Annotated in this window: 26 protein-coding genes; 22 read left to right on the top strand and 4 right to left on the bottom strand. The window is 39.7% G+C overall.

From position 1 onward, the window contains the following. Positions 1–25: 25 nt before the first annotated feature. The 16 genes from MTN96_RS17165 (at position 26) to MTN96_RS17090 (ending at position 16231) form a co-directional block, all read left to right on the top strand. Positions 26–481, top strand: coding sequence for a hypothetical protein (locus tag MTN96_RS17165; protein WP_248532307.1), 456 nt, complete (start codon positions 26–28; stop codon positions 479–481). A 74-nt stretch (positions 482–555) separates the two neighbouring features. After that, a complete protein-coding gene (locus MTN96_RS17160; RefSeq protein ID WP_248532306.1) occupies positions 556–1362 on the top strand; it encodes a M1 family aminopeptidase in 807 nt (268 codons plus the stop codon). Then, entirely contained in the window at positions 1278–1619 is a 342-nt protein-coding gene (locus MTN96_RS17155; RefSeq protein WP_248532338.1) for a hypothetical protein, read from the top strand. Before MTN96_RS17160 ends, MTN96_RS17155 begins: the two co-directional genes overlap by 85 nt. A gap of 238 nt (positions 1620–1857) precedes the next feature. Then, positions 1858–3747: a methyl-accepting chemotaxis protein gene (locus tag MTN96_RS17150; protein WP_248532305.1), complete on the top strand. Its 1890-nt coding sequence runs from the start codon at positions 1858–1860 to the stop codon at positions 3745–3747. A gap of 225 nt (positions 3748–3972) precedes the next feature. After that, complete coding sequence (locus MTN96_RS17145; RefSeq protein WP_248532303.1) at positions 3973–4125, top strand: hypothetical protein; 153 nt, start codon at positions 3973–3975, stop codon at positions 4123–4125. Then, positions 4109–4423, top strand: a complete 315-nt coding sequence (locus MTN96_RS17140; protein ID WP_248532302.1) for a hypothetical protein — start codon at positions 4109–4111, stop codon at positions 4421–4423. Before MTN96_RS17145 ends, MTN96_RS17140 begins: the two co-directional genes overlap by 17 nt. Positions 4424–4666: 243 nt before the next feature. Further along, a complete protein-coding gene (locus MTN96_RS17135) occupies positions 4667–5419 on the top strand; it encodes a DUF3450 domain-containing protein (RefSeq protein WP_214551898.1) in 753 nt (250 codons plus the stop codon). A gap of 10 nt (positions 5420–5429) precedes the next feature. Continuing rightward, positions 5430–6797 carry a MotA/TolQ/ExbB proton channel family protein gene (locus tag MTN96_RS17130; RefSeq protein ID WP_138570563.1) on the top strand — a complete coding sequence of 456 codons (1368 nt, stop codon included), beginning with the start codon at positions 5430–5432 and terminating at the stop codon, positions 6795–6797. 3 nt (positions 6798–6800) lie between these two features. After that, positions 6801–7328, top strand: coding sequence for a MotA/TolQ/ExbB proton channel family protein (locus tag MTN96_RS17125; protein WP_069439744.1), 528 nt, complete (start codon positions 6801–6803; stop codon positions 7326–7328). Positions 7329–7381: 53 nt separating this feature from the next. Further along, positions 7382–7792: a biopolymer transporter ExbD gene (locus MTN96_RS17120; protein ID WP_008111500.1), complete on the top strand. Its 411-nt coding sequence runs from the start codon at positions 7382–7384 to the stop codon at positions 7790–7792. Positions 7793–7798: 6 nt separating this feature from the next. Then, positions 7799–8404 carry an energy transducer TonB gene (locus MTN96_RS17115; protein WP_008111498.1) on the top strand — a complete coding sequence of 202 codons (606 nt, stop codon included), beginning with the start codon at positions 7799–7801 and terminating at the stop codon, positions 8402–8404. 37 nt (positions 8405–8441) lie between these two features. Beyond that, complete coding sequence (locus tag MTN96_RS17110) at positions 8442–9770, top strand: lipopolysaccharide assembly protein LapB (RefSeq protein WP_248532301.1); 1329 nt, start codon at positions 8442–8444, stop codon at positions 9768–9770. A 313-nt stretch (positions 9771–10083) separates the two neighbouring features. After that, positions 10084–11691 (top strand): hypothetical protein, encoded by a 1608-nt coding sequence (locus MTN96_RS17105; protein ID WP_248532300.1) that lies wholly within the window; start codon positions 10084–10086, stop codon positions 11689–11691. A gap of 72 nt (positions 11692–11763) precedes the next feature. After that, on the top strand, positions 11764–14487 hold the full coding sequence (locus MTN96_RS17100; RefSeq protein WP_248532299.1) for a TonB-dependent receptor domain-containing protein: 2724 nt from the start codon (positions 11764–11766) through the stop codon (positions 14485–14487). Between the two features lie 202 nt (positions 14488–14689). After that, complete coding sequence (gene asd, locus MTN96_RS17095; protein WP_069439748.1) at positions 14690–15829, top strand: aspartate-semialdehyde dehydrogenase; 1140 nt, start codon at positions 14690–14692, stop codon at positions 15827–15829. A gap of 246 nt (positions 15830–16075) precedes the next feature. After that, positions 16076–16231, top strand: coding sequence for a hypothetical protein (locus MTN96_RS17090; protein WP_248532298.1), 156 nt, complete (start codon positions 16076–16078; stop codon positions 16229–16231). A 194-nt stretch (positions 16232–16425) separates the two neighbouring features. Here the strand turns inward: MTN96_RS17090 and MTN96_RS17085 are convergent, their stop codons facing one another. Beyond that, complete coding sequence (locus tag MTN96_RS17085; RefSeq protein WP_171034682.1) at positions 16426–17229, bottom strand: ion transporter; 804 nt, start codon at positions 17227–17229, stop codon at positions 16426–16428. Positions 17230–17329: 100 nt separating this feature from the next. Between MTN96_RS17085 and MTN96_RS17080 the strand changes: the two genes are divergently transcribed. The 5 genes from MTN96_RS17080 (at position 17330) to MTN96_RS17060 (ending at position 19422) form a co-directional block, all read left to right on the top strand. Beyond that, a complete protein-coding gene (locus MTN96_RS17080; RefSeq protein WP_069439750.1) occupies positions 17330–17539 on the top strand; it encodes a hypothetical protein in 210 nt (69 codons plus the stop codon). Between the two features lie 3 nt (positions 17540–17542). Continuing rightward, positions 17543–17833, top strand: coding sequence for a hypothetical protein (locus tag MTN96_RS17075; protein ID WP_069439751.1), 291 nt, complete (start codon positions 17543–17545; stop codon positions 17831–17833). Between the two features lie 131 nt (positions 17834–17964). Further along, a complete protein-coding gene (locus tag MTN96_RS17070; protein ID WP_248532297.1) occupies positions 17965–18159 on the top strand; it encodes a YwbE family protein in 195 nt (64 codons plus the stop codon). Further along, positions 18156–18674, top strand: coding sequence for a DUF4240 domain-containing protein (locus MTN96_RS17065; protein WP_024601008.1), 519 nt, complete (start codon positions 18156–18158; stop codon positions 18672–18674). Before MTN96_RS17070 ends, MTN96_RS17065 begins: the two co-directional genes overlap by 4 nt. Before the next feature lie 292 nt (positions 18675–18966). Then, positions 18967–19422 (top strand): hypothetical protein, encoded by a 456-nt coding sequence (locus MTN96_RS17060; protein ID WP_036984033.1) that lies wholly within the window; start codon positions 18967–18969, stop codon positions 19420–19422. Here MTN96_RS17060 and MTN96_RS17055 read toward each other — a convergent pair. From MTN96_RS17055 to MTN96_RS17045, 3 genes are all read right to left on the bottom strand, one after another. Continuing rightward, on the bottom strand, positions 19419–20675 hold the full coding sequence (locus MTN96_RS17055; protein ID WP_248532296.1) for a Y-family DNA polymerase: 1257 nt from the start codon (positions 20673–20675) through the stop codon (positions 19419–19421). The two genes, MTN96_RS17060 and MTN96_RS17055, sit on opposite strands and share 4 nt — an antisense overlap. After that, complete coding sequence (locus tag MTN96_RS17050; RefSeq protein ID WP_248532295.1) at positions 20663–21076, bottom strand: LexA family transcriptional regulator; 414 nt, start codon at positions 21074–21076, stop codon at positions 20663–20665. The genes MTN96_RS17055 and MTN96_RS17050 overlap by 13 nt, the downstream gene beginning before the upstream one ends. An 81-nt stretch (positions 21077–21157) precedes the next feature. Then, a complete protein-coding gene (locus MTN96_RS17045; protein ID WP_036984035.1) occupies positions 21158–21577 on the bottom strand; it encodes a MarR family winged helix-turn-helix transcriptional regulator in 420 nt (139 codons plus the stop codon). Between the two features lie 102 nt (positions 21578–21679). Here MTN96_RS17045 and MTN96_RS17040 point away from each other — a divergent pair, with 102 nt between their 5' ends. Continuing rightward, entirely contained in the window at positions 21680–22426 is a 747-nt protein-coding gene (locus MTN96_RS17040; protein ID WP_138626448.1) for a siderophore-interacting protein, read from the top strand. The last annotated feature ends 106 nt before the right edge of the window (positions 22427–22532 follow it).

The raw sequence follows: 22532 nt of genomic DNA, 5'->3' as shown, positions 1-22532 counted from the left end.
TGTTGTTCTTGCACCATGTGATTAGGTGTTACTTGGTTGTTACATTGATATATATATACTCAGTGCCTGCACCAGCAAACCTGCAAAATTAGATCCCCTCGTTGCTAATACTGGTCAACCATTATCTAGCGTGGCTCAATCAACCGATGTTATTTTCTATGATCTTAAGTTAGCCGTTTTTCTAGAAGAAAAGCAGATAGCCGGCACAGGGAAAACAGTATTTCGGGTCATTAAAGAAACTCAGCAAATTGAACTAAAACTCGACAGTCGCTTTAGTATAAACACAGTAACAGTGGCTGATAAGAAAGCTGAATTTATCCATTCTCGTGGTGTGGTTACGATTAACTTATATGAGAAAAAGTACCCGGGAGAAGTGGTTGAAGTTGCTATTAACTTTCAGGCAAGCCACATATTGCGCTTAATCCTCCATGGAGTGGTGGTTTTGTATTTAGTGAAACAAACGATGGTAAACCTTGGATAGCGACAGCAGTACAAGGTGAGGGCTGTGATTTATTTTGGCCTTGTAAAGATCACTTTAGTGACAAAGCCGATAGTATGCGTATACGGGTAACGGTACCCACTGGATTGCATGTTGCCAGTAACGGGGTACTAAAAAATGTAACTGTATTACAAAACAAGACTACCGAGTTTGATTGGTTTTTATCTGAGCCTGCGAGTGATTACAACATTGCGCTGAATATTGGCCCATTTGAGCGCATTCAACAGCAATATACCAGTATAAATGGTACTGACATTCTTGTGGAATTTTGGGTGTTACCTGAAAATAGGCAAAAAGCCAGTAATTTGCTCAGCAACGATGTTTATCAACAAATGGCATTTTTTGAATCTGTGTTAGGTCCATTTCCATGGGGGCAACAAAAACTTGGCTTTTTAGAAACGCCTCATTTAGGCATGGAGCATCAAACGATAAATGCTTATGGCAAAGGGTATACTCGCGACCCTAGTAGTTATGATTGGCTTATTCAGCATGAATTAGCGCATGAGTGGTTTGGTAATTTAATGACTTATGAGCAATTGAATGATGCGTGGTTACATGAAGGTTTTGGCTTTTACATGCAACCGACTTACAGTTTATATACCTTTGGTGAGGCCGCTTATAACCATGCAATGTATAAAGCCTATTTAGGGATTAAAAACTGCCAACCTATTGTAAAAGAGGGTGAATTAAGCTCAAAAGAAGCCTTTAACTCAGATATTTATGGTAAAGGAGGCTGGACATTACACACTTTGCGTTGGTTAATTGGTGATGAGTTATTTTGGCAAGCAACACGCAGCAGTTTATTGATATTGTTAATCACATTACAAAAAAAGACTATAACTGGCTATTTGATGTGTATTTAAAACAAGCTGCATTGCCCACACTAACCATAGAACGTCAAAATAACGTGGCCAATTTATATTGGAGCAAAAGTGAAAAAGATGCGACACCTTTTAAAGTGCCAATACCCATTTCAATCAATGGCCAGCTTCAAGTTTACACACCGATTGAAGGAGTCATTACTACCAAAGCTAAACCTGTTGATCATATTACTGTAGATCCACAGATGAAAGTGCTTAGGCAATTACCGATCACAAGCCAGTGCCAACAAGATGAATAATTTAGATAAAGCGTTACTATGGGGATAAAATTTATCCCCATAGTGCTTTTAAACACTTATTTATCTAGCTCTGCTAGTCTAAAAATTAAACGCACTGTGGCAAAGTCATCCTTGAAAGAACTAGTTATTTATTATTATTTTTGTTCTTTAATTTCATTGAAATCATATTTGCTAAGACATTCAGTTAAAAATTTGTTAAAAAAGACACTGATAATAATGATTAATACTAAAGGTACTTATGTTTAGCTCGCTTAAATTCACCTCCAAAATCACCATTGCTGCATCATTAGTGTTAGTTTTAGTGTTAGGTGTTTTCACCATAAATAATTATTTTTCAATGCGGCATCAAACTCAAGAGCAGTTATCGCTGGTACTAGAGCAAAACTCTGAGTCTGTCTCTAAAAATATTGCAAGCTGGCTAAATAATAAATTAGCGATTGTGATCTCTATCGCAAAAACATACCAAGATGACGATGCCAAGTCTTTAACGCTTTCGCAATTAAATACCGCTGAGCTTGCGGGAGATTTTAAAAATACCTATATAGGTAAATCATCGGGTACATTTATTTTAAATGATCAAAGTGTTGTACTCCCCAGCGATTTTGATGCGACAAGTCGCCCTTGGTATAAATTAGTAGAAAATAAAACAACAACGGCTTTTACAACGCCTTATATTGATGTAACGACCAACGAACTGACAATTTCTGCCGTTGCCCCTATTAATAGTAATGGCCAATTTAAAGGGGTTGCGGGGGCAGATATTGATATGCAAACCATCGCTGACATTATTGGAGATATTGATTTTTTAGGACTCGGTTATGGTTTTTTACTTGATAATAAAGGGCAAATATTAAGTCATCCTGATAGTAAATTAAATTCAAAAACAGTCGCTGACTTAATTGGTAAAAATGCACCGTTAGCAAGAGAATTCACCGAGTATCAAGTAGCAGGTGAAACCTCGCTGGTATCCTTTACTAAAATTCGTGGTATTGAAAACGTTGATTGGTATCTAGGTGTAGTAGTCAATAAAGATAAAGCGTATTCAAGTGTTTCTTCGTTTGGGCAAAAGGCAATTGTATTTTTAATTATTGGTATTTTAGTAATTGTTGCGTCACTGGAATTTTTACTGCGTTATTTGATGCGCCCTATGTATCGTCTCAATGATGCCATTAGAGACATAGCGCAGGGTGAGGGCGATTTAACCTGTCGGTTAAGCGTTGAAAACGATGACGAATTTGGTCAATTGAGCAATTCGTTTAATATTTTTATAGAAAAAATCCAAAATTCAATAATTCAGGTTAAATCTTCAACGCAGTTACTGGAAACGGCAGTTGCTAAATTGGTTACGCAGACAGACTCAACATTAACTAAGTATGACGACCAAAGTGAGCGCACCAACAGTGTGGCGTCGGCAATTAATCAGTTTTCAGCTACCTCAACAGAAATTTCAACCAGTGCCAACAATGCCTCGACGCTTGCCAAAGATGCAGATCAATACTGTGCTAAGAATCAACAGACCCTCATAAACAACGTTTCAAGTATTCATCAACTGTCACAAAATATAGAGCAAGCGCAAGAAACCATAAATAGTTTAGACTCGCATACCGCTAATATAGGAAATGTACTGGCAGTAATAAAAGGGGTGAGTGAGCAAACCAATTTGCTGGCTTTAAATGCGGCGATAGAGGCGGCTCGTGCTGGTGAAGCGGGAAGAGGATTTGCGGTTGTTGCCGATGAAGTAAGGCAACTAGCAAAGCGTACTCAGCAATCAACCCAAGAAATAGAAAACACCGTCATTGAATTACAAAAAGGTTCAAGCTCTGCCGTTGAGCTTATGAAAACCAGTTTAGAAGAAAGTGAAAAAAGTGTTCAGCAAGCGGATGCGGTTGGCGAAGTAATGAAACAAATAATCAGCGCGATAAAGCAAATAACCGACGCCAATCATAGTGTCGCTAATGCTACGGATGAGCAAAATCAAGTGGTTAAGTCATTACATAGCGATATTCACGTTATCAGCGACTTATCGACTCAAGGCCAATCAAACCTAAATCTTACTTTGGAAGAGTGTACCAAACTTAAACATCAATTTAGTGACTTAGAGCGCATGGTTAAAAAATTCAAAGTATGATCAGTAAAAAAAATAAATAAGCCAAGCTAGCTCGATTTAATCACTATTGACAGCATTTATAGCTTTGATAAACAACGCCAAGTATTTTCGTTATTTACCATGATAGCGATTGCCTTGGTGTTAATTACCTATTTAGTAATTGCCAATCATCACGTGTATGCACCAATCCTTACTAATGCGTTAATTGTGGTTAACGTAAGGATTGTAGGGTGTATTATTTATTTTATGAAAACAAAGCAGATTGATGCAATCGCCCTCATCACATTAGTGATTGTATTTGTGATGTGCTTAGCTTTGGTATACACCGGCGGTAAAGAAAACACTGCTTTATATTGGCTAATGTTTTATCCCGTTGCTGTATTTGCCATACTGGTGTGAAGTTTGGCGCATAGTTAAGCAGTGCCATGTTATTGAGCGTATTGTTATGTTGTATGGCCCTGATATGGGGCAAGTTATTTATGGTCAGGTAGAAAAGACCCGTTTTGTTGCTGCATTTTCGCTGGTGTTAGTGTTTTCGTTTATAGGTGAATATTTTCGTCACCGCAGTCATCTAGCAATTGCTGATATCACCTTAGAGCAAAAACAGCATGCTCATACCGTTCAGCTTACCGGAGCGCCTAATCGTCGCTTTATTACCTCACATTTTTTAAAGCTCGCTGCTTCAAGGCCTGATTGAAATACAATCCTACCTGTAAACTTAATCCCACTATTTTCATCCCTGAATTGTAAAATAGGCCAATAAGGCTAATTTATTACCATTGTCATAAAAGCGACTTTTTTACGCAACACGCTTGTCATTTTTAATCTATACACTTTCGCTCATTGAAACTATCTCGTTTTAAATTGTTTTTTTATAAACGAGCTAAAGCGATTAATAAACACTAGCAAATCCGCTAATTAACGAGCAAAGGTGTATACGATGAAAGGCGTTAAACCATTAATTTTAGCTGGTATTGTAGCCGCAAGTGCAGCAGTCCACGCCAATGATTTAAACATGGTAATTGATAAAAGCAGCGAAATTAATAATTTAGCTGCACAATCACAAACAAAAATAGACAAGATTGCAGATTCAATGCAAGGGCGTTTACAGCAATTTAAAACCCTAAATAAAGAAATAGATGGCCTAGCCGTTTATAACGCACAGCTTACCAAACAATTAAATAATCAAATAGAAGAGATGGAATCGCTTAATTTATCGATGGATCAAGTATCGATAATTGAACGCCAAATAACCCCTTTAATGCTTCGTATGATCACTGGGCTTGAACAGTTTGTAGCCTTAGATGTGCCGTTTTTAAAGCAAGAGCGTAAGCAGCGTCTTGAATCATTAAATGCAATGATGGAACGCGCTGATATTTCATCAAGTGAAAAATTTCGTCGTGTCTTAGAAGCTTATCAAGTTGAGGTTGACTACGGACGCACTATTGAAGCGTATACCGCATTGCTTGATGTGGATAATAAAGAACGCGAAGTCGACTTTCTGCGCATTGGACGTTTAGAGCTAATTTACCTTACCCGCGACGGTAAACAAGCAGGTAGTTGGGATCAAAAATCACAGTCTTTTGTTGCACTGCCTGATTCAACCATTAGCCAAATTAATAAAGGGCTTCGCATTGCTCGCAAACAACTAGCCCCAGATATGTTAACACTGCCAATTCATGCTGCAGAATAAGAGGTTTACCATGAAATTATTAACGAAAATGACAAAAATGGCCGTGTTTGCAGCCAGCTTAGGTTTTTCAGGTGCGATGTGTGCCGCTGAACCAATGAACTTAGATGCCTTATTAAAAACGTTAGAGCAGGGTAAATCAGCGCAATCAGAACAAAATAAACAACGCGAACAAGAATTTGCAGCACGTCAAAATGAACAAGTGCAAATGCTTAAAAACACCCAAGCTAAACGAAATCAGATGCTTAGCGAGTCAGAGCGTTTAGAAACGCAGTTTGAAGAAAACGAAATTAAATTGGCTAACCTGACCGATACTTTATCAAAGCGTATGGGTTCATTAAAAGAGCTATTTGGTGTGCTACAACAAGTTGCTGGCGATTCTAGCAATAAGTTTGCAACCTCGGTGGTATCGGCTCAGTTACCTGGGCGTAGTACTTTTATGGACGAATTGGCGCAAAAAATGGGTTCTACCTCAAAGCTTGCGTCTATTGAAGATATCGAAAAGGTTTGGTTTGAGCTACAACGCGAAATGACCGAACAAGGAAAAGTAAGCCGCTTCAATACTGATGTAATTGTTGACGGTGGCAATAAAGTACAAAAAGAAGTGGTACGTGTGGGTGCATTTAACCTTATTAGTGACGGTCAGTACCTAGAGTATACGCCTTCTACCAATACCATTAGCCAGCTTACTCGCCAACCAAGTAGCCGCTTTACTGCCACTGCGGCTGATTTGCAGCAAGCAAACACCGGTGTTGTGCCGTTTGCGCTTGACCCAACTGGTGGTTCAATTTTAGGTTTGTTAGTACAAGCCCCTGATACCAGTGAGCAAGTTCATCAAGGTGGTGCGGTCGGTTACGTTATTTTAGGCGTTGGCTTATTAGCGTTATTAATTGCGTTAGAGCGTTTTGTATCGCTCCTGCTGATGGGTGGAAAAATCCGTCGTCAATTAAAAGACGATACAGCTCGTGATGACAACCCGCTAGGGCGCGTCATGAAAGTGAAAGATCAATACCCAAATGTGGCGTACGACACGCTTGAACTTAAGTTAAGCGAAGCCATTTTACGCGAAATGCCAAAAATCACCCGTAATTTAACGCTTATTAAAATTATCTCTGTGGTAGCGCCACTGCTGGGCTTACTCGGTACGGTAACCGGGATGATCAACACATTCCAAGCTATCACTTTATTCGGTACTGGCGACCCTAAACTAATGGCGGGCGGTATTTCTCAAGCACTAGTGACTACCGTGCTAGGCCTTGTGGTTGCTATCCCTACGGTGTTTTTATACACCTTATTGAATACCCGCTCGAAAGGTTTACTACTTATTTTACAAGAACAAAGTGCAGGTATTATTGCCGAGCGAAGCGAGAAAGGAGCCTAAACCATGGTGCTATTGATTGATTCAATCAATGCTATCCGTGATTTTCTCGACACGGGTGGCCAAGTGCTTTTGGTCATTGCCGTGTTAATTTTCGCGATGTGGTTATTGATACTCGAGCGATTTATGTACTTTTTTAATGGCTATCGTTACTACAAAAAAGACGTTAAAAAAACGTGGAAAACGCGCAGTGAACGCAACAGCTGGAACGCAGAGCAAATACGCCAGGCCATGGTGTCACGCGCCAGTATGCGATTAAACGCAAATTTACCGCTGATTAATGTAATGGTAGCGCTGTGTCCACTATTAGGATTGCTTGGCACAGTTACAGGCATGATTGAAGTCTTCGATGTAATGGCTATTACAGGTACAGGCAGCGCACGCTCTATGGCATCGGGAGTGTCAAAAGCAACCATACCGACAATGGCAGGAATGGTCGGTGCGTTATCTGGGGTGTTTGCCTCAACCTATTTACAGCGTAAAGCAAAGCGTGAAGTTGAATTGTTGCAAGACACTATGGTGTTGGACCACTAAATAATTATTGAAAAGCGGTGAACATAATCACCGCTTGTTCTAGGAGAAGTAAAATGAGAGCCCCATTAGGTAATTTATTCCAAGAAGACGAAGCAGAAGAAATAAACATGACCCCTATGCTGGATGTTGTATTTATTATGCTTATTTTCTTTATCGTGACAGCCTCGTTTGTTAAAGAAGCGGGTATTGATGTAAACCGTCCAGAAGCGGCAACCGCAGTTAAAAAAGAGCGGGCTAACATATTAGTGGCCATTTCAGATCAAGGCGAAATTTGGATCAATAAACGTCAAATAGATGTACGTGCTGTACAAGCCAACATTGAGCGCTTAAAAGCGGAAAATCCACAAGGCAGTGTAGTTATTCAGGCCGATAAAAAAGCCACCACAGAAACCTTGATAAAAGTCATGGATGCCTCGCGTGCAGCGGGTGTATTTGATGTTTCAATAGCGGCTCAAGAAGGGTAACGAGTGATGCGTTATGTACTTGCGTTAATTATAGCGGGTGTGGTGACCTTTATGCTGTTTTTAGGTATGCAGGCATTGATCACCGGTGGTGAAGGCGCCATGACGGAGCCTGCAAAAGGGAATGTGTTAGATTTTGTCCGTTTGAAAAAAGAAGAAACAGTACAAAAAAAGGAGCGTAAACCACAAAAGCCACCAACACCTAAAGAGCCACCACCGCCAATGGAATCGCCACAAATGCAAAGTAGCGATAACAACGCTGCTAGCAACAACTTTGATTTTGCTGCCAATGTTGATGCTGATGTAAATCTAGCGGGTGGATTAGCGTTAGAAACCAGTGACGGTGAGTATTTACCCATAGTAAAAGTGGCACCGGTATACCCAAGACGTGCGTTATCGCGTGGTATTGAAGGCTATGTCATTGTTGAATTTACAGTGACCAAGCAAGGCACAGTGAAAGAGCCACAAGTTATTAAAGCCGAGCCAGAGTCATTGTTTGACAGAGCAGCGATGGATGCAGCCCTTAAATTTAAATATAAACCGCGCGTGGTTAATGGTGAAGCCGTTGAAGTAGCCGGTGTGCAAAATAAAATTTCTTTCCAAATTAATGGTTAATTCTGTTAATTAAGCAAAGAGTGAACGTGAGGCAATTATGAAATTAAAACTAACAACCAAGCTATTAAAGCTGAGTATATTGTGCACTGTTGCAATCAGTGCCAGTGTTGTTACACCAAGTGCATTAAGTGTACTTCCGGGTGTAAATTTGGCGACAGTACAGGCCGCTGAACAGCAAAAAACAACACGAGTACCCGCACTGCGTGAAAAAGTATACAGCCAATTAGCTCGCGCCCAAAAACTTGCGGATGATGGCGACAGTAAAGCGGGCTTGGCTGCGCTTGACAGCATACAAGCGCGCTCATCAAGTATGAATTCTTATGAAATTGCGATGATGCATAACTTTTATGGGTTTATTTATTACAATGAAAACGACCTTGTAAAAGCGATTGCTTCATTTGAAAAAGTGATTGGCGAAGATGGCATTCCAGAAGCGCTTCGTTTGAGCACGACATTTAGCCTTGCTCAGCTTGCTATGGCTAACAGTGACTATAAAAAGGTGATTGCATTTTTAGATAAATGGGATGCCATTAATACTAAGCCTAAAACCGACGCCTATTATTTATTAAGAGCGCAAACCTACTATCAATTAAAAGACTATGAGCAAGGCCTGAGTTACATTACCCAAGCCATTAACTTAAGTGATAGCGAAGGCAAAGTACCAAAAGAAAACTGGCTGGTACTGCAACGTGCTATGTATTACTCACTTAACCAAACGGATAAAGTAGTCAGCGTACTTGAGCGTATGGTAAAGCTATACAACAAACCTGAGTATTGGGTTCAATTAGCCGGTATGTACGGTGAAACTGGGCAAGAAAAACAGCAGCTTAGTATTTTAGAAGCGGCTTACCAGCAAGGATTTTTAACCTCTAAATCTGACCTAAGACAGCTTGCACAGGTATATTTATATAATCAGCTTGCTTATAAAGCAGCCAGTGTAATGAGTAAGGCAATAGAGCAGGGCATTGCTGAACCAACAGCTAAAAATTATGCCTTTGTAGCCGAGGCCATGATACAAGCTAAAGAAGATGCTAAGTCGATTAGTTACTTTACCAAAGCTGCAGAGCGCTCAGAGCATGGTAAATACGATCAGCGCTTGGCTGAAGTGTATGTAAATACAGAGCAGTATGACGAAGCTGCCGATGCAGCGCGAATGGCACTGGATAAAGGCGGCCTTGATTTTGAATCAAATGCGTTTGTTGCTTTGGGAATGGCACAATACAATTTACAAAATTTTGATGCGTCTATTCTTGCGTTTGAACAAGCTGAAAAGCACAAAAAATCGCAACGTTTAGCCCAGCAATGGATCAAATATGTAAAACGCGAAAAAGTGCATGCGCAAACATTAAAAACAGCACTGCTTTAATTTTTATAGTGTGATTATTAGCTCTTAATTGACGCACTAAAAACCATTTCATAATTGCACTACTCAAACCACACTAACATTCGGTTAGTGTGGTTTTTTACTTGCCTTTTAAAAGCAACCAATTGATTTTTAATTAATTAACATTGTCATTTTATGTTTATTAAAGTGTAACTTCATTGTCATATCACTCCCGTATTGTACTTCGTATTCGATAACTCAAGTGACCTTAATGCATGAGTATCGTGCCTTAAAGTGACTTAAGTTATTACTTAAAGCGCTAACACAATAATTAAATACTTTTACGGAGTGAACAATGAAATTATCTGGCTTATTCAAAATCAGCTTAGTGGCTACAGCAATAACACTGGCTGGTTGTGGTGGTGGAGATATTAACGTTACACCTACAACAGTTGATAATAGTGTAGACAATTCAGTGACTAACCCTGGTGGTGATAATGGTGGCGATACAATAAGTTGCGCCACATACACATTAGATGGAGCTACATTTACAGGTGAAGCAGAAGGCGTAAACTGTTTATACAGCCAAGCATTTGCAAGTAATGCAAAAGAAATTACTAGCTCTTTTGTTATCCCTGCGCTAGACGATGGCGGTGCCCATGTATTTGAAGGTGCTTTATTTATAGGTGACGATGTAGACACATCTACAGGCGCTACTATTGATGTTAATGGCCCAACACTGTCTATTGAAGCAGGCGTTACCATTGCGTTTACCAAGCCTGAGAGTTTTATTCGTATTGCACGCGGTGCAAATATTGAAGCAATTGGTGAAGTAGATAAGCCAATTATTTTCACAAGTATTAAAGAAGTTGATGGTGATGATTCAACAACCGCTCAAATTGGGGATTGGGGTGGTGTTCAGGTAAATGGACGTGGCCATTCTATTCGTTGTACAGCGACTGCTGCGGCACAAGACATGTGTAACCACTCAGCTGAAGGTATTGTTTCGTATTATGGTGGTAATGACCCGCAAGATAGTAGCGGTATATTAAAGCATATTGTTATTAAGTATGCAGGATTTGGCGTTGAAGGTGATGAGCTAAATGGTTTAACACTAAATGCTGTTGGCTCAGGCACAACAATTGATTATGTTCATGTGCATAATGGTTTTGATGATGGTATAGAGCTCTTTGGTGGTAGCGTTAATCTTAAACATATTGTTGTTACTGATACTGGTGATGACGGTATTGACTGGGATGAGGGTTGGAAAGGTTACGGACAGTACATTCTTGTACGTTCAAATGAATATGGAAATCATGGATTTGAAACAGATGGCGCAAAAGTAGATCCATTATCTGCAGACGCACAAGATTTAGTAACGACTGTTTCTAACCCAACTATTGCTAATGCAACCGTTGTTACTACTGGTGATCAAGGTGCTGAAGGGCGTCGTACTGGTGCCGGTATGGAAATGAAAGAATGGGGTAAAGCGCAATTAGCTAATATGTTGTTTGTAAACTCATCATCTGTAGATGGTGCTGGCTGTTTTGATTTATATAATGAAAAAGATAAATCAGGAGATGCTGGTGTGCATGCCAATGCAAACAACGGGGATATCGCATTTATGAGTTCAATATTTGCGTGTGGTAAGAATTTTGAAGACGTAAATACTCCTTTAACTGGCGCATTAGCAAGCTTTGATATAAATACCTGGTTTACTGGTGGCGAAAATAACCAGCTGATTGGTTTTGCTGATTTTGCAAATGTACTTGGTGCTGATGGTGTTTCAACAGCAGCAACTATTACTGATTCACAAGGTACTGCGGTATCTACAACGGCTAAAGACATGAGTGAAGTTGACTCTTTCTTTACTAACGCAGGCTACATTGGTGCACTTAAAGAAGGTGAATCAAGTGAGTGGGCTGATTTTGTAGCCGCATCTTTACAACGCGCTAGTAATTAATCTAGACCGGCTCTAATTATAAGGCGCTTTTGCGCCTTTTTTAAGGGAATTTTAGGTTTAGAGGATATAAATATGAAACATCAAAAGCAGTTTAAAACTAATCTAATAACGTTATCTCTGCTCTCCTTTTTTTCTTCATTTAATTCTTTTGCTGAACAGGCACAAGAAATAATAAATGAAGAAGCGATAGAAGAAGTTGTTGCAACAGGTACGCGCCTTAAAGGCAGTGCTAGTGCCGTAATTGATGAACGTAAAAACCAGGCATTTGTCGCTGATATAATGGGTTCAGAGCAAATATCTAGAACAGGTGATAGCGATGCCGCTTCAGCACTTCGTCGTGTTACAGGCTTATCATTAGTTAACGATAAGTTTATTTATGTACGCGGGTTAGGCGAGCGTTACTCAAGCGTGCGTTTAAATGGCGCAGTTGTTCCAAGCCCAGATCTGACCCGAAATGTAATTCCACTTGATATCTTCCCATCAAGTATTATTGAATCTTTAGCTGTTCAAAAAGCCTATTCGCCTAATATGCCTGCGGCTTTTGGTGGTGGTGACGTTAATATCAGGACGAAAAGCATTCCAAGTGATACTTTATTTAAAGTTGAGATTGGTGCTAGCTATAAAGATACAAACGATGAAGGCTATACATACAATGGCGGCAGTGATGACTGGTTAGGTAAAGATGATGGTACACGCGCATTACCTGGAGCCGTTAAAACGGCGCTAAATACCTATATCAATGGCTTGTCTGATATCTCATATAGAAATATAAGAGACGTCGAGTCAAGACGTCAGGGGGCGGATATTGGTCAAGCAGCTGCAATAGACTTAAATAAAAGTTTATCAAAAGCACTACCAAGAGATTTTGGCTTAGAAAAAGAAAGCTTAAACCCTGATGCAGGCATTAAAGCTGTGTATGGTGACCGATTTGATAACTTATTTGGCTTAGATGGCTCTTTTGGTTTCTTAGCGTCAGTTGCTTATGAAAATGAGTGGTCTAATGCAGAGAAGTTTAGCGCAGTACTTTCTTCTGTTGACGCATCTGAATCTGAATGTTCAAAAGATGACTTTACTTGTTACTCTGCCACAGAGAAAGAAGTATCAACAAAGCATAATATAAAATTAAATAGCTCTGTAAATTTAGGTTATAAAATTGGCGGCCATGATTTAACAGCCACCTATATGATGCTACGAGATACTGAAGATGAAGCTGCTGTTGCGCTTTACCAAGAGCCTTCAAAGTCATTAAGCATTGATGCTGGGCAATTACAGCGAAGCCACTTAACCTCTTTTGAGGAACGGGAACTTGAAATATTTCAACTTCGTGGAATGCATAATTTAGAGTGGAGTTTTCTTGAGGGTGTTGGTGTAGATTGGCAGTATACTGATTCAACAGCGACGACGAGTATACCTGGCGAGCTTGAAGTAACGGTGCGTGATGAGTACGCCGATGGCGAATATCAACGTACTTTTTATAATGGTAGTTTAGGTGGTAACCCTTACTTGTATCGATTTGTTGAGCTAGAAGACGATGTAGAAAACTGGGGCGTTAATGTTAACAAAGTTTTTTACTTTGATAACGCCGAAGTTGAAATTGCGGGCGGCGGCTATTTTGTTGAAAAAACGCGTGATTACCGTACAGACTTTTTCAACTATCGCTTTAGCCAAACACAGTCTTTAGATTTAGCACAAAGTGAAGAAGAGGCGCTGTCAATTGGTAGTTTCTTTGCAAATGATGCAGTGATCGATTCAACGGATGTCGAGTTATTGTTTCAAGAACCGACAGCCGATGATTACTTAGCAGCGCAAATGATTGATGCTTATTATGGCTCTTTTGATATTACTTTTGCTCAAGATTGGCGTTTAAGTGGTGGTGTGCGTTACGAGGACTTCCGCCAAGTTGCCCTTGCTTTTTCTCGCTCAGCATTTGATCCTGCTTTATTGGCAGATAAATTAAGTGCAGATGCGATAAAACAAGCAAGTGTGATGGAAGATGAGTATTTTACTTCATTATCTATGACTTATAGTCAGCAGTCGTACCAAGTTCGTTTTGGTTATGGCAGCACGGTTGTACGCCCTGATTTGCGAGAGCTAAGCCCTGTTCAATTCCAAGATCCGCTAACCGGTTATCGAACGCTTGGTAATCCATTCTTAGAATCTAGCTACTTAGATAACTTTGATGCACGTATCGAGTTTTATATGGACAATGGTGATAACTACTCAGTTGGCGCATTCTATAAAGATATTGATAACCCAATCGAAGCACTATTAACAGAAAGTGACGGCCGTTTTACTCTTCAGTTTGACAATGCAGATACAGCCTATGTTTACGGTATTGAGGCTGAATGGTTAACGGAGTTGCACAGTGATTTATTAGGAGGTGCTTTTTTTACTTCTGGTAATTTAACGGTTAGTGATTCAGAAGTTGAAATTGCAGAAGAACAGCGCGCCGATCTTACGAATCTAAAGCGACGTATGACTGGCCACTCAAAGTATGTTGCCAACTTACAATTGAATTACGATTCGCATGATGGCATGCATCAAGCTTCAGTTATTTATAATGTATTTGGTGACCGTATTTTAGCTGCGGGTGTTAACAACTTTGATGACGCTTACGAACAACCTTTAAACTCGTTAGACATGGTTTATAGTTACTACCCAACGTTTAATACCACATTAACACTTAAAGTGAAAAATATGTTGGGACAAAACTTTGAAGTAGAACAAAATGATGTGTTAATTCGTTCTCAAGAAACGCCTAGAGAACTGAGCGTCAGCTTTAGCTACGAGTTTTAAGTAAAAGCCCAAGGATAGGATTTATAACAACGCCTAACTACTTATTAGCCCTGTATTTTGTACAGGGCTTTTTTATGTGTATGAAAAATATTTGAGTTACAGTTTATTGACTAGTTTTAGTGTGCTGGTGGTGTTAGCTTAAGGCTGTAAAAATTAAATCTCACGCAATGAATTTTTAATTTTTAATGTATAGGCTCCTTTTATGAATCAAACAGTGGAACAAACAATGAAAAAAGTAGGATTAGTCGGATGGCGCGGCATGGTAGGCTCGGTGTTACTCGAGCGAATGGAACAACAACATGATTTTGCACATATCGACACCACCTTTTTCACCACCTCACAAGCAGGTCAGCTTGGCCCTGAGTTAGCGGGTGCAGCTAAACCGCTTTTAGATGCCAGCGATATTTCTGAGCTTGCAAAAATGGACATTATTGTTACCTGTCAGGGTGGCGATTATACCAATGCGGTGTATCCAAAATTACGTGAATCAGGTTGGGATGGCTATTGGATAGATGCAGCCTCTGCACTGCGTATGAGTGACGACAGTATTATCGTACTTGACCCCGTTAACAAAGATGTCATTGAACAAGGGCTAGAGCAAGGCGTTAAAACCTTTGTAGGTGGTAACTGCACAGTTTCACTTATGCTACTAGCGCTGGGTGGTTTATTTGAGCAAGACCTAATCGAATGGGTAAGCCCAATGACCTACCAAGCAGCATCGGGCGCCGGTGCACGCAATATGAAAGAACTCATAGCTCAAATGGGGGCTATTCATGCAAGTGTTTCACAGCAACTAGATAACCCAAGTTCAGCTATTTTAGAAATTGATAAAATAGTCAGCGAAAAAATGGCATCAAGCGATTTGCCACAAGACCAGTTTGGTGTGCCACTGGCGGGTAGCTTAATCCCATGGATTGATGTGCCTATGCCAAACGGTCAATCAAAAGAAGAGTGGAAAGCGCAAGTTGAAGCCAACAAAATCTTAGGCTCATCTAAACAACCTGTGCCTATTGATGGTTTATGTGTACGCATTGGTGCAATGCGTTGTCATAGCCAAGCGATGACCATTAAATTACGTGAAGACATTAGTGTAGAAAAAATAGAAGAAATTTTAGCCTCGCACAATGAGTGGGTTAAAGTTATTCCTAATCAGCGTGATATTACCAGTACCGACTTAACTCCAGTTAAAGTAACCGGTACGCTGAGTATTCCTGTTGGCCGTATTCGTAAACTCGCTATGGGGCCAAAATACATTAGCGCCTTTACCGTGGGCGATCAGCTTTTATGGGGTGCAGCGGAGCCACTTCGCCGGATGTTACGAATTATTGTAGACGGTGAGTAATTTCCTAGCCCATCAAGTTAAAGGGTTAGCTAATTGCTAACCTTTTTATTGCCTCTTCGAAACATTCTCATATTATTTCTTGCTCAACCCCTTTAGCCACACTATATTCTTAAGAGTGTTTTTAGAGGTTAACTTCATGAATATATCAAAAAATTAAAGCTCTCCTTTGCATCTGCAATTGCCTTGCGGTTATTAATTATAGCTGCTCTAGTTATTTCCCAAACACAGCTTGATAAATTGCGCACTATGTCATCTATGGTATTTAAAGGCATGGAACGCAGTATAGAAACCACTAATAAAACTGTCGAGCTTGCGCATTCGGCGCAGCAACAATTTAGTGAGATCACGGCATCTATCGTTCATATTAGCGATTTAAATACGCAAATAGCCACCGCTGCTTAAGAGCAACAACATGTAGCTGAAAATATAAACCGCAATGTTACTGAAATTAAAAATGCGGCTGATGAGGTGAGTGATATTGCCGTGAGCACCAGTGAAAACGGCAACGAAATGAATCGCCTTTCGTCAATTTTAACGGGATTGGTGGGTAAATTTAAAGTGTAAGGGCAAGCAAATGCATGCCCTTTTTATCCCTGCTACCTATTTTTAAGTAGCTCTTTTAATTCTGCTAGTTGTGCTTTTAATTCGTTTACTTGGCCTTGGGTGGCAGGGAGTGAGTCTATATCGGCTTGCTCTTCTCGTGCATTGCGATGCTCTTCACTCATCACTTCTAAAATAGCGCCAACCATCATATTTAAAAACACAAATGCAGTTAAAAAGATAAAGGTTAGGTAAAAAATCCAACTTAATTTGTACACGGCCATGGTTTCGTACATGACGTCAGTCCAATCTTCAAAGGTGGCTATTCTAAACAGGGTGAGCATAGAAATAGACACATCGCCCCAAAGTACCGGATTTATATCAGCAAACAACATACTGCCAGTGGCGGCATAAATATAAAATATAACGAACATGAGTAGTGCTATGTAGCCCATTTGAGGTATTGCTTTTATTAGCGAATTTACTAATAAGCGCAGTTCTGGGATCATTGAGACTAATCGTAACACGCGGAAAATACGCAGCAGTCGAGCAATAAAAATAGTAGAGCCTGCCGCGGGGTATAAACTTCCGATCACGATAATGAAGTCAAAAATGTTCCAACCTTTGGAAAAAAAGTTCTTGATACCTTTGCTGGCAATATAGCGAATAATCAGTTCAATTAAGAAAAACACCGTTATGCCTATATCCATCCAATGTAGAACGAGTTCAGCGGTTGGGTGCAATGAATAAGTATGTGCGCCCACGGTCAATGCAGAAACAACAATAACTGCAATAACAAATGATTGAAATAGTTTACTTTTATCGATACGCTGGAACAGCTCTTGTAACTGCGACAACATCATAACGTGCCCTTAACGGTTATAAATACAAAACCAGTGCAATATACAGCAAAAATAACGAAAATCAGTAGTTTTCCCGTTAAAATAGTAGGAATTTTGAATGTTAAATAATAAGTTAAAATATATATTTTCGTTATCCGTATTATTGGTGTTAGCGGGATGTAGCAGCGATAGCCGCTACCATGAAATTCAATCAGCGCGGTTGGGTGAATGCAGCTACATGGCAGATAAGGAATACCATGAGTGTGTTAAACAGCAGCAAGACAGTTACAAAGAATTTAAAGAACAACAAGCTCGCGAGCAACAATAAACGATGACCAAAACCCAAAAGCAGCTAGATAAACGTATTCGTCAGCAATTAACGCTCGCTTGTGAGCAAATAAAAGATACTGTGCAGGACTTTAGCTTTCTTACCCATTCAGCAGACTTAAACAATTTACCTTCTAAGTTTAAAGTAAGTTGTTATTTTATTGATGATATTGCACTAGAGCAGGCTAAACAAAAAAATCAGTTTGATTACATTGAGCAGCTTATTTGTAATGCGTTAGCCAGCTTGAACATACACATTAAAGCCAATGCCATTTCATTTTCTAAGCAGCCATAATGTGTACGATGGGTTTTGTTTATTCTTCACATTAGCTTGAATTAGGCATTTATAGAGCCTTTAAAAGCTTTAATATGGAGTGATTTTATTAAGCAGGCTATAATCCCCAAAAATAGCAAAAGAGATTATATATGGCTGTTCCAACACGTTCACAAATAACACCCGGCACTGAGGTTAATATTGTGCTTAAACAAGATCAACGCAGTGGTACTTTAACCAATGGTATAGTGTTGCGTTTATTAACTAAGTCACCTAATCATCCGCACGGTATTAAAGTACAGTTAGAAGATGGTCAAGTAGGTCGGGTAAAAGAGATCATTGCATGAGCGATTTAACCTTAACTGATTTTTGGCGATTGGTAACGGTAAATGACAGAACCGCAGAGCCTGAGTCTGTATGCCAATCCCTTAAGGCTGCATTGAGTGATTTATCCGACGAGCAGCTAATTGAATTTGATAAACAGTTTAGTATTTGTATGCGCCAAAGTTATACTTGGGATTTATTTGGTGCGGCGTTTGTAATGGCTGGTTGTAATGATGAATATGGTTTTTCTGAATTTCGTTGTTGGCTCATTTCTCGGGGGGAAGCGGTATTTAAAGCCGCACTAGAAAACCCAGATAGTCTAGCTCAGTGCACACCACTTTATTTTTTAAACGAGCAACCTTACCCGTACTTAGATGAGTATGACCTAATTGCAGGTTTGTTATATGAAGAACGTAATGACGATGAGTTACCGTTTATCCCATCAGGGCTTGAGCAACCTAAAGGTAAGCGCTTTAAAGACAAGCCTAAGTTTTTAAAACAAAATTACCCGCAATTATTTGCTAAGTATTGGCAGTAATCGCCCACTTTTGACTATGAATGCATTACTTTGGGTTAGGGGTAATGCATTTTACGTTGCTTAGATTTTGATCCAGCTTGCGCTATTATTCACATCCTCTTATTTCACTAACTAAACTGTTTTAAAATGTAATCGTATTTGCTGTGAGCTACGTATTTTTAAATACAGTTTAAAGACGTGTTTATGGTATAACGACTTCACATCTTTTATAGTAAATCTCTGTTATAGTTGGAAATAGCTAAGCATAGTCACAGTGCTTGATCATATTTGATACACGAGGATAGAGCCTATAATGAAATTTTTCACCCTGGTTTTACTTATCATAAGCCTTTTTAGCTGTTATGCAGTGGCAGGCCCAAGTAATAAAACTCGCTTTATTCCGCTGTTACAAACTAAGCTGGGTAATTACGAAGTGACCTCCAGTAATTCTGGGTTATGTACTAATAGCCGATTACAATTTAATAACCCTGAAGATCCTGGGCAAGGTTTTAGCTTAGGCAAAGAGATTTTGTTTAACTCCTTACACAATGGTACTCGTACCATTGAAAAACCAAATTATTGTTTTATTACCAGCTCGCTAAAATATAAAACAGATGGCCTAGAAAATAGCTTACGTATGAGCCGCTGTGATAATCCTATCCATGAAGGAACGATTAAACAAAGCATTACTTTTTTAACCAGCAATACGCTTAAATACACATTGGACAATCCAAGTGTAGAATGTGAATTTATTAAAGTTGCCGACTAACACTGTATTTTTGGAATATCACGCCAACGAGTCGTGTATTGCGGCGATAAAAAAGCCCTGTTCATATGCCAATGATCATTTAATTGGCTGCTCGCCACGCTAAGCATTCCTTTACCGTATCTATGATTAATAGCATCTAAACAGTTCATTAACTGCGGGTTATCGGTTTGCTTATCAAATAAATGATGTTGTTGAAACTGCTGTGGGCTGAGCTCTAATGCGCCCACACCACATTTATAAAATCGAATTCCCGGTTGATATATTTGCTCAAAACTCTTTGATACCGCATTGGCCATAACGCGGGTATCGTTAGTGGGCGGATCAAATTGATACATAACTGACTTTTTATAAAAGGCGTGTTCATGTGATGAGCTGGCAGCAAAAATATAAATACGATGAGTTAGCGACTGTTGAGCTCTTAATTTTTGTGCAACTACACTAGCATGATTTATTAGGGCGGTTTTAACTGCATCGGGGTCGCAAAGTCGCTGACCAAAACTACGTGTTGAAAAAATAGCTTGTTTATCTTGGCGTACATCATCCCAGTTTAAACAGGTAATGCCGTTGAGCTCGTTAATTGTGCGCTCAAGCACCACACTAAATTGGCGACGAATAGTTTTTGGGCTTTGCTCAGCCAGTTGCCACGCGGTATGAATGTCCATGAGAGCCAGCTTTTTAGCTAAACGTTTGCCCACCCCCCAAACATCTTGGCATTGCATTCGTTGTAAAATAGTGCGGCGACTTACTTCATCGTCAATCACTGCAACACCATTAAAGCCAGTTAGTTTTTTAGCTGCATGGTTAGCGGCTTTGGCTAAGGTCGGTGTTGGGCCAAAGCCAACCCCAACAGGGAGTTTGGTTTCGCGCCATACAGTACGCCTAATTAGTTGCCCGTATGCTTGCCAATCGTTAATTAAAGGTTGATAACCATTAAAGTGTAAAAACGATTCATCGATACTGTAAACATGCTGGGTGTCACAAAAGCGGCCAATTACACTCATCATCCGGTCGCTTAAATTAGCGTACAGTTCATAGTTACTAGAGCGTACAACCACATTGTTTTGTTCTAGTAACTGCTTAACTTTAAAGTAAGGGCCAAATTTAGGAATATTAAGCTTACGCGCAATTGGGCAGACCGCACACACACAGCCGTCGTTATTGGTAAGCACCACTACCGGCTTTGAGCGAATGGCGGGATCAAATACCTTTTCAGCACTGGCGTAAAAAGCAACGGCATCAACTAAGGCATACATGAAAGTAACTCAGGGCTTTGGCGATGCAGCCTAATAGAGCGAGTTACCACACCTTCAAGCTGAAACTCATCTGACTCAGTTAATTGCACCGGCTTATAAGCAGAAGAGGCTGATAGCAAGCGTGCATTGGTCTTATCAAGCAGCTTACACACAAATAAACCATTTAAGTTAGCCACAATAACATCGCCATCTTTTGGCATTTCAGCCCGGTCAACCAACAGTAAGTCGCCCTCAAAAATACCAATTTCTTGCATAGAGCACCCAGACGCTATCCCAATAAACGTGGCATCAGGGTGCTTTATTAATAACTCATCAAGTGAAACGCCAAGCTCTGTATATTGTGCTGCAGGTGACTCAAATCCGCATACACCGGCCTCTATATAAATGGGAATAACAAACATAACACAACCTAAAACGAATATACTGTATAAGTGTACAGTATATTCGTTTTATATAAGTTATGCCAAGTAATGGATCTGCGATCAATCCATATTTTTGATCATTTGCTGAGCTGTATCTAAGAAGTCATTGATTTGCTGTGGGTTTAAGTTTTTACACATTTGCGCATTTACATACTGCTCAGCGTTTAATAATTTGTTGTAAAGCGTGCACCCTTGTGCGGTAAACGACAGAATAAAACAACGCTTGTCATGCTCACTGGCATTTTTATGAATTAAGTTTAGCGCGAGCAGTTCTTTCACTAATCGTGCTATTTGGGCTTTGTCGCGTTGGGTTTGATTCACAATATCGTTAGCAGTGCACTGAGGTGTCGCTGCAATAATATGCAGACAACGTACATGCATCGCGTTTAATCCAAGCTCACCTGCATTAATGGCTTCGCGTATGGTAACGCGATAACTTTGCATTAAAGCAAATAATGTATTGGCCAATGAAGAGTTCATAATAAATCCATAATAGTTGACAAAGTCAATTAAGTCACTATAGTTGATTTTATCAACCAATGGGGCGTTGTGCAATTCATCATTTTAGTGAGGTAAATTTACATGGGTAAAAAAGTACGCAAAGCAACCGTATTAAGCACAAAGCAAATAACCCCCCATTTACAACGCATTATTGTCGGCTCATATGAGTTTAACGACCTGAGTGAGCAATACATTGGTAACTACGTTAAGGTGCTTATTCCACAAAATGGCCGCGTTGACTTTAATATTAAAACTACGTGTATGCGTTCATACACTATAAGGCATGTTGATGAGCACACTGGTGCACTTACCCTCGACTTTGTGATAAATATGCACCAAGGCCCAGCCACTAATTGGGCTAAAGAAGCAAAAGTAGGCGATGAAGTGGGTATAGCAGGGCCAGGCCCTAAAAAGTTGGATAACTATGATCATTCATATTACCTATTACTTGGCGATTTAACTTCGGTTAATGCAATTAAAGGCTATGTGCAACAATTGCCTATAAACGCAAAAATTGACGCGATTATTCATGCACCAACAAAAGATGATGTGATTAGCTTAGACTCCTCGCGTGATATAACTTGGTTAATAACAAATAACCCCGATACAGATATGATAAACGCATTAAAATCGCTACCACTTAGTGAGCAACAACCTATTGTATTTATGGCACTTGAAGCCGGATTAGTCCGTAAAGCAAAAACCATATTAACTGATGAATTAGCTATACCGCGCAGTCAAATTGTTGCATCGGGCTATTGGAAAAAAGGGCTTGATTCAGAGGCGTATAAACTAAAGCGTCAACACGCTGCTGCTAAAAATAGCTAACTTAATTGTTGTTCAGTCACATCGCTATTTAGCTTTTAAAAGGCAAGGCGCCTTGAATTGACTGTAATGTCCCCCAATCTCTTACCGTAGACTCATTATTTATGGT

The organism is Pseudoalteromonas sp. 2CM28B (assembly GCF_023161935.1).
Note: the sequence above shows the minus strand (reverse complement) of the source record. Positions and strands in the feature narration are given on the sequence as shown.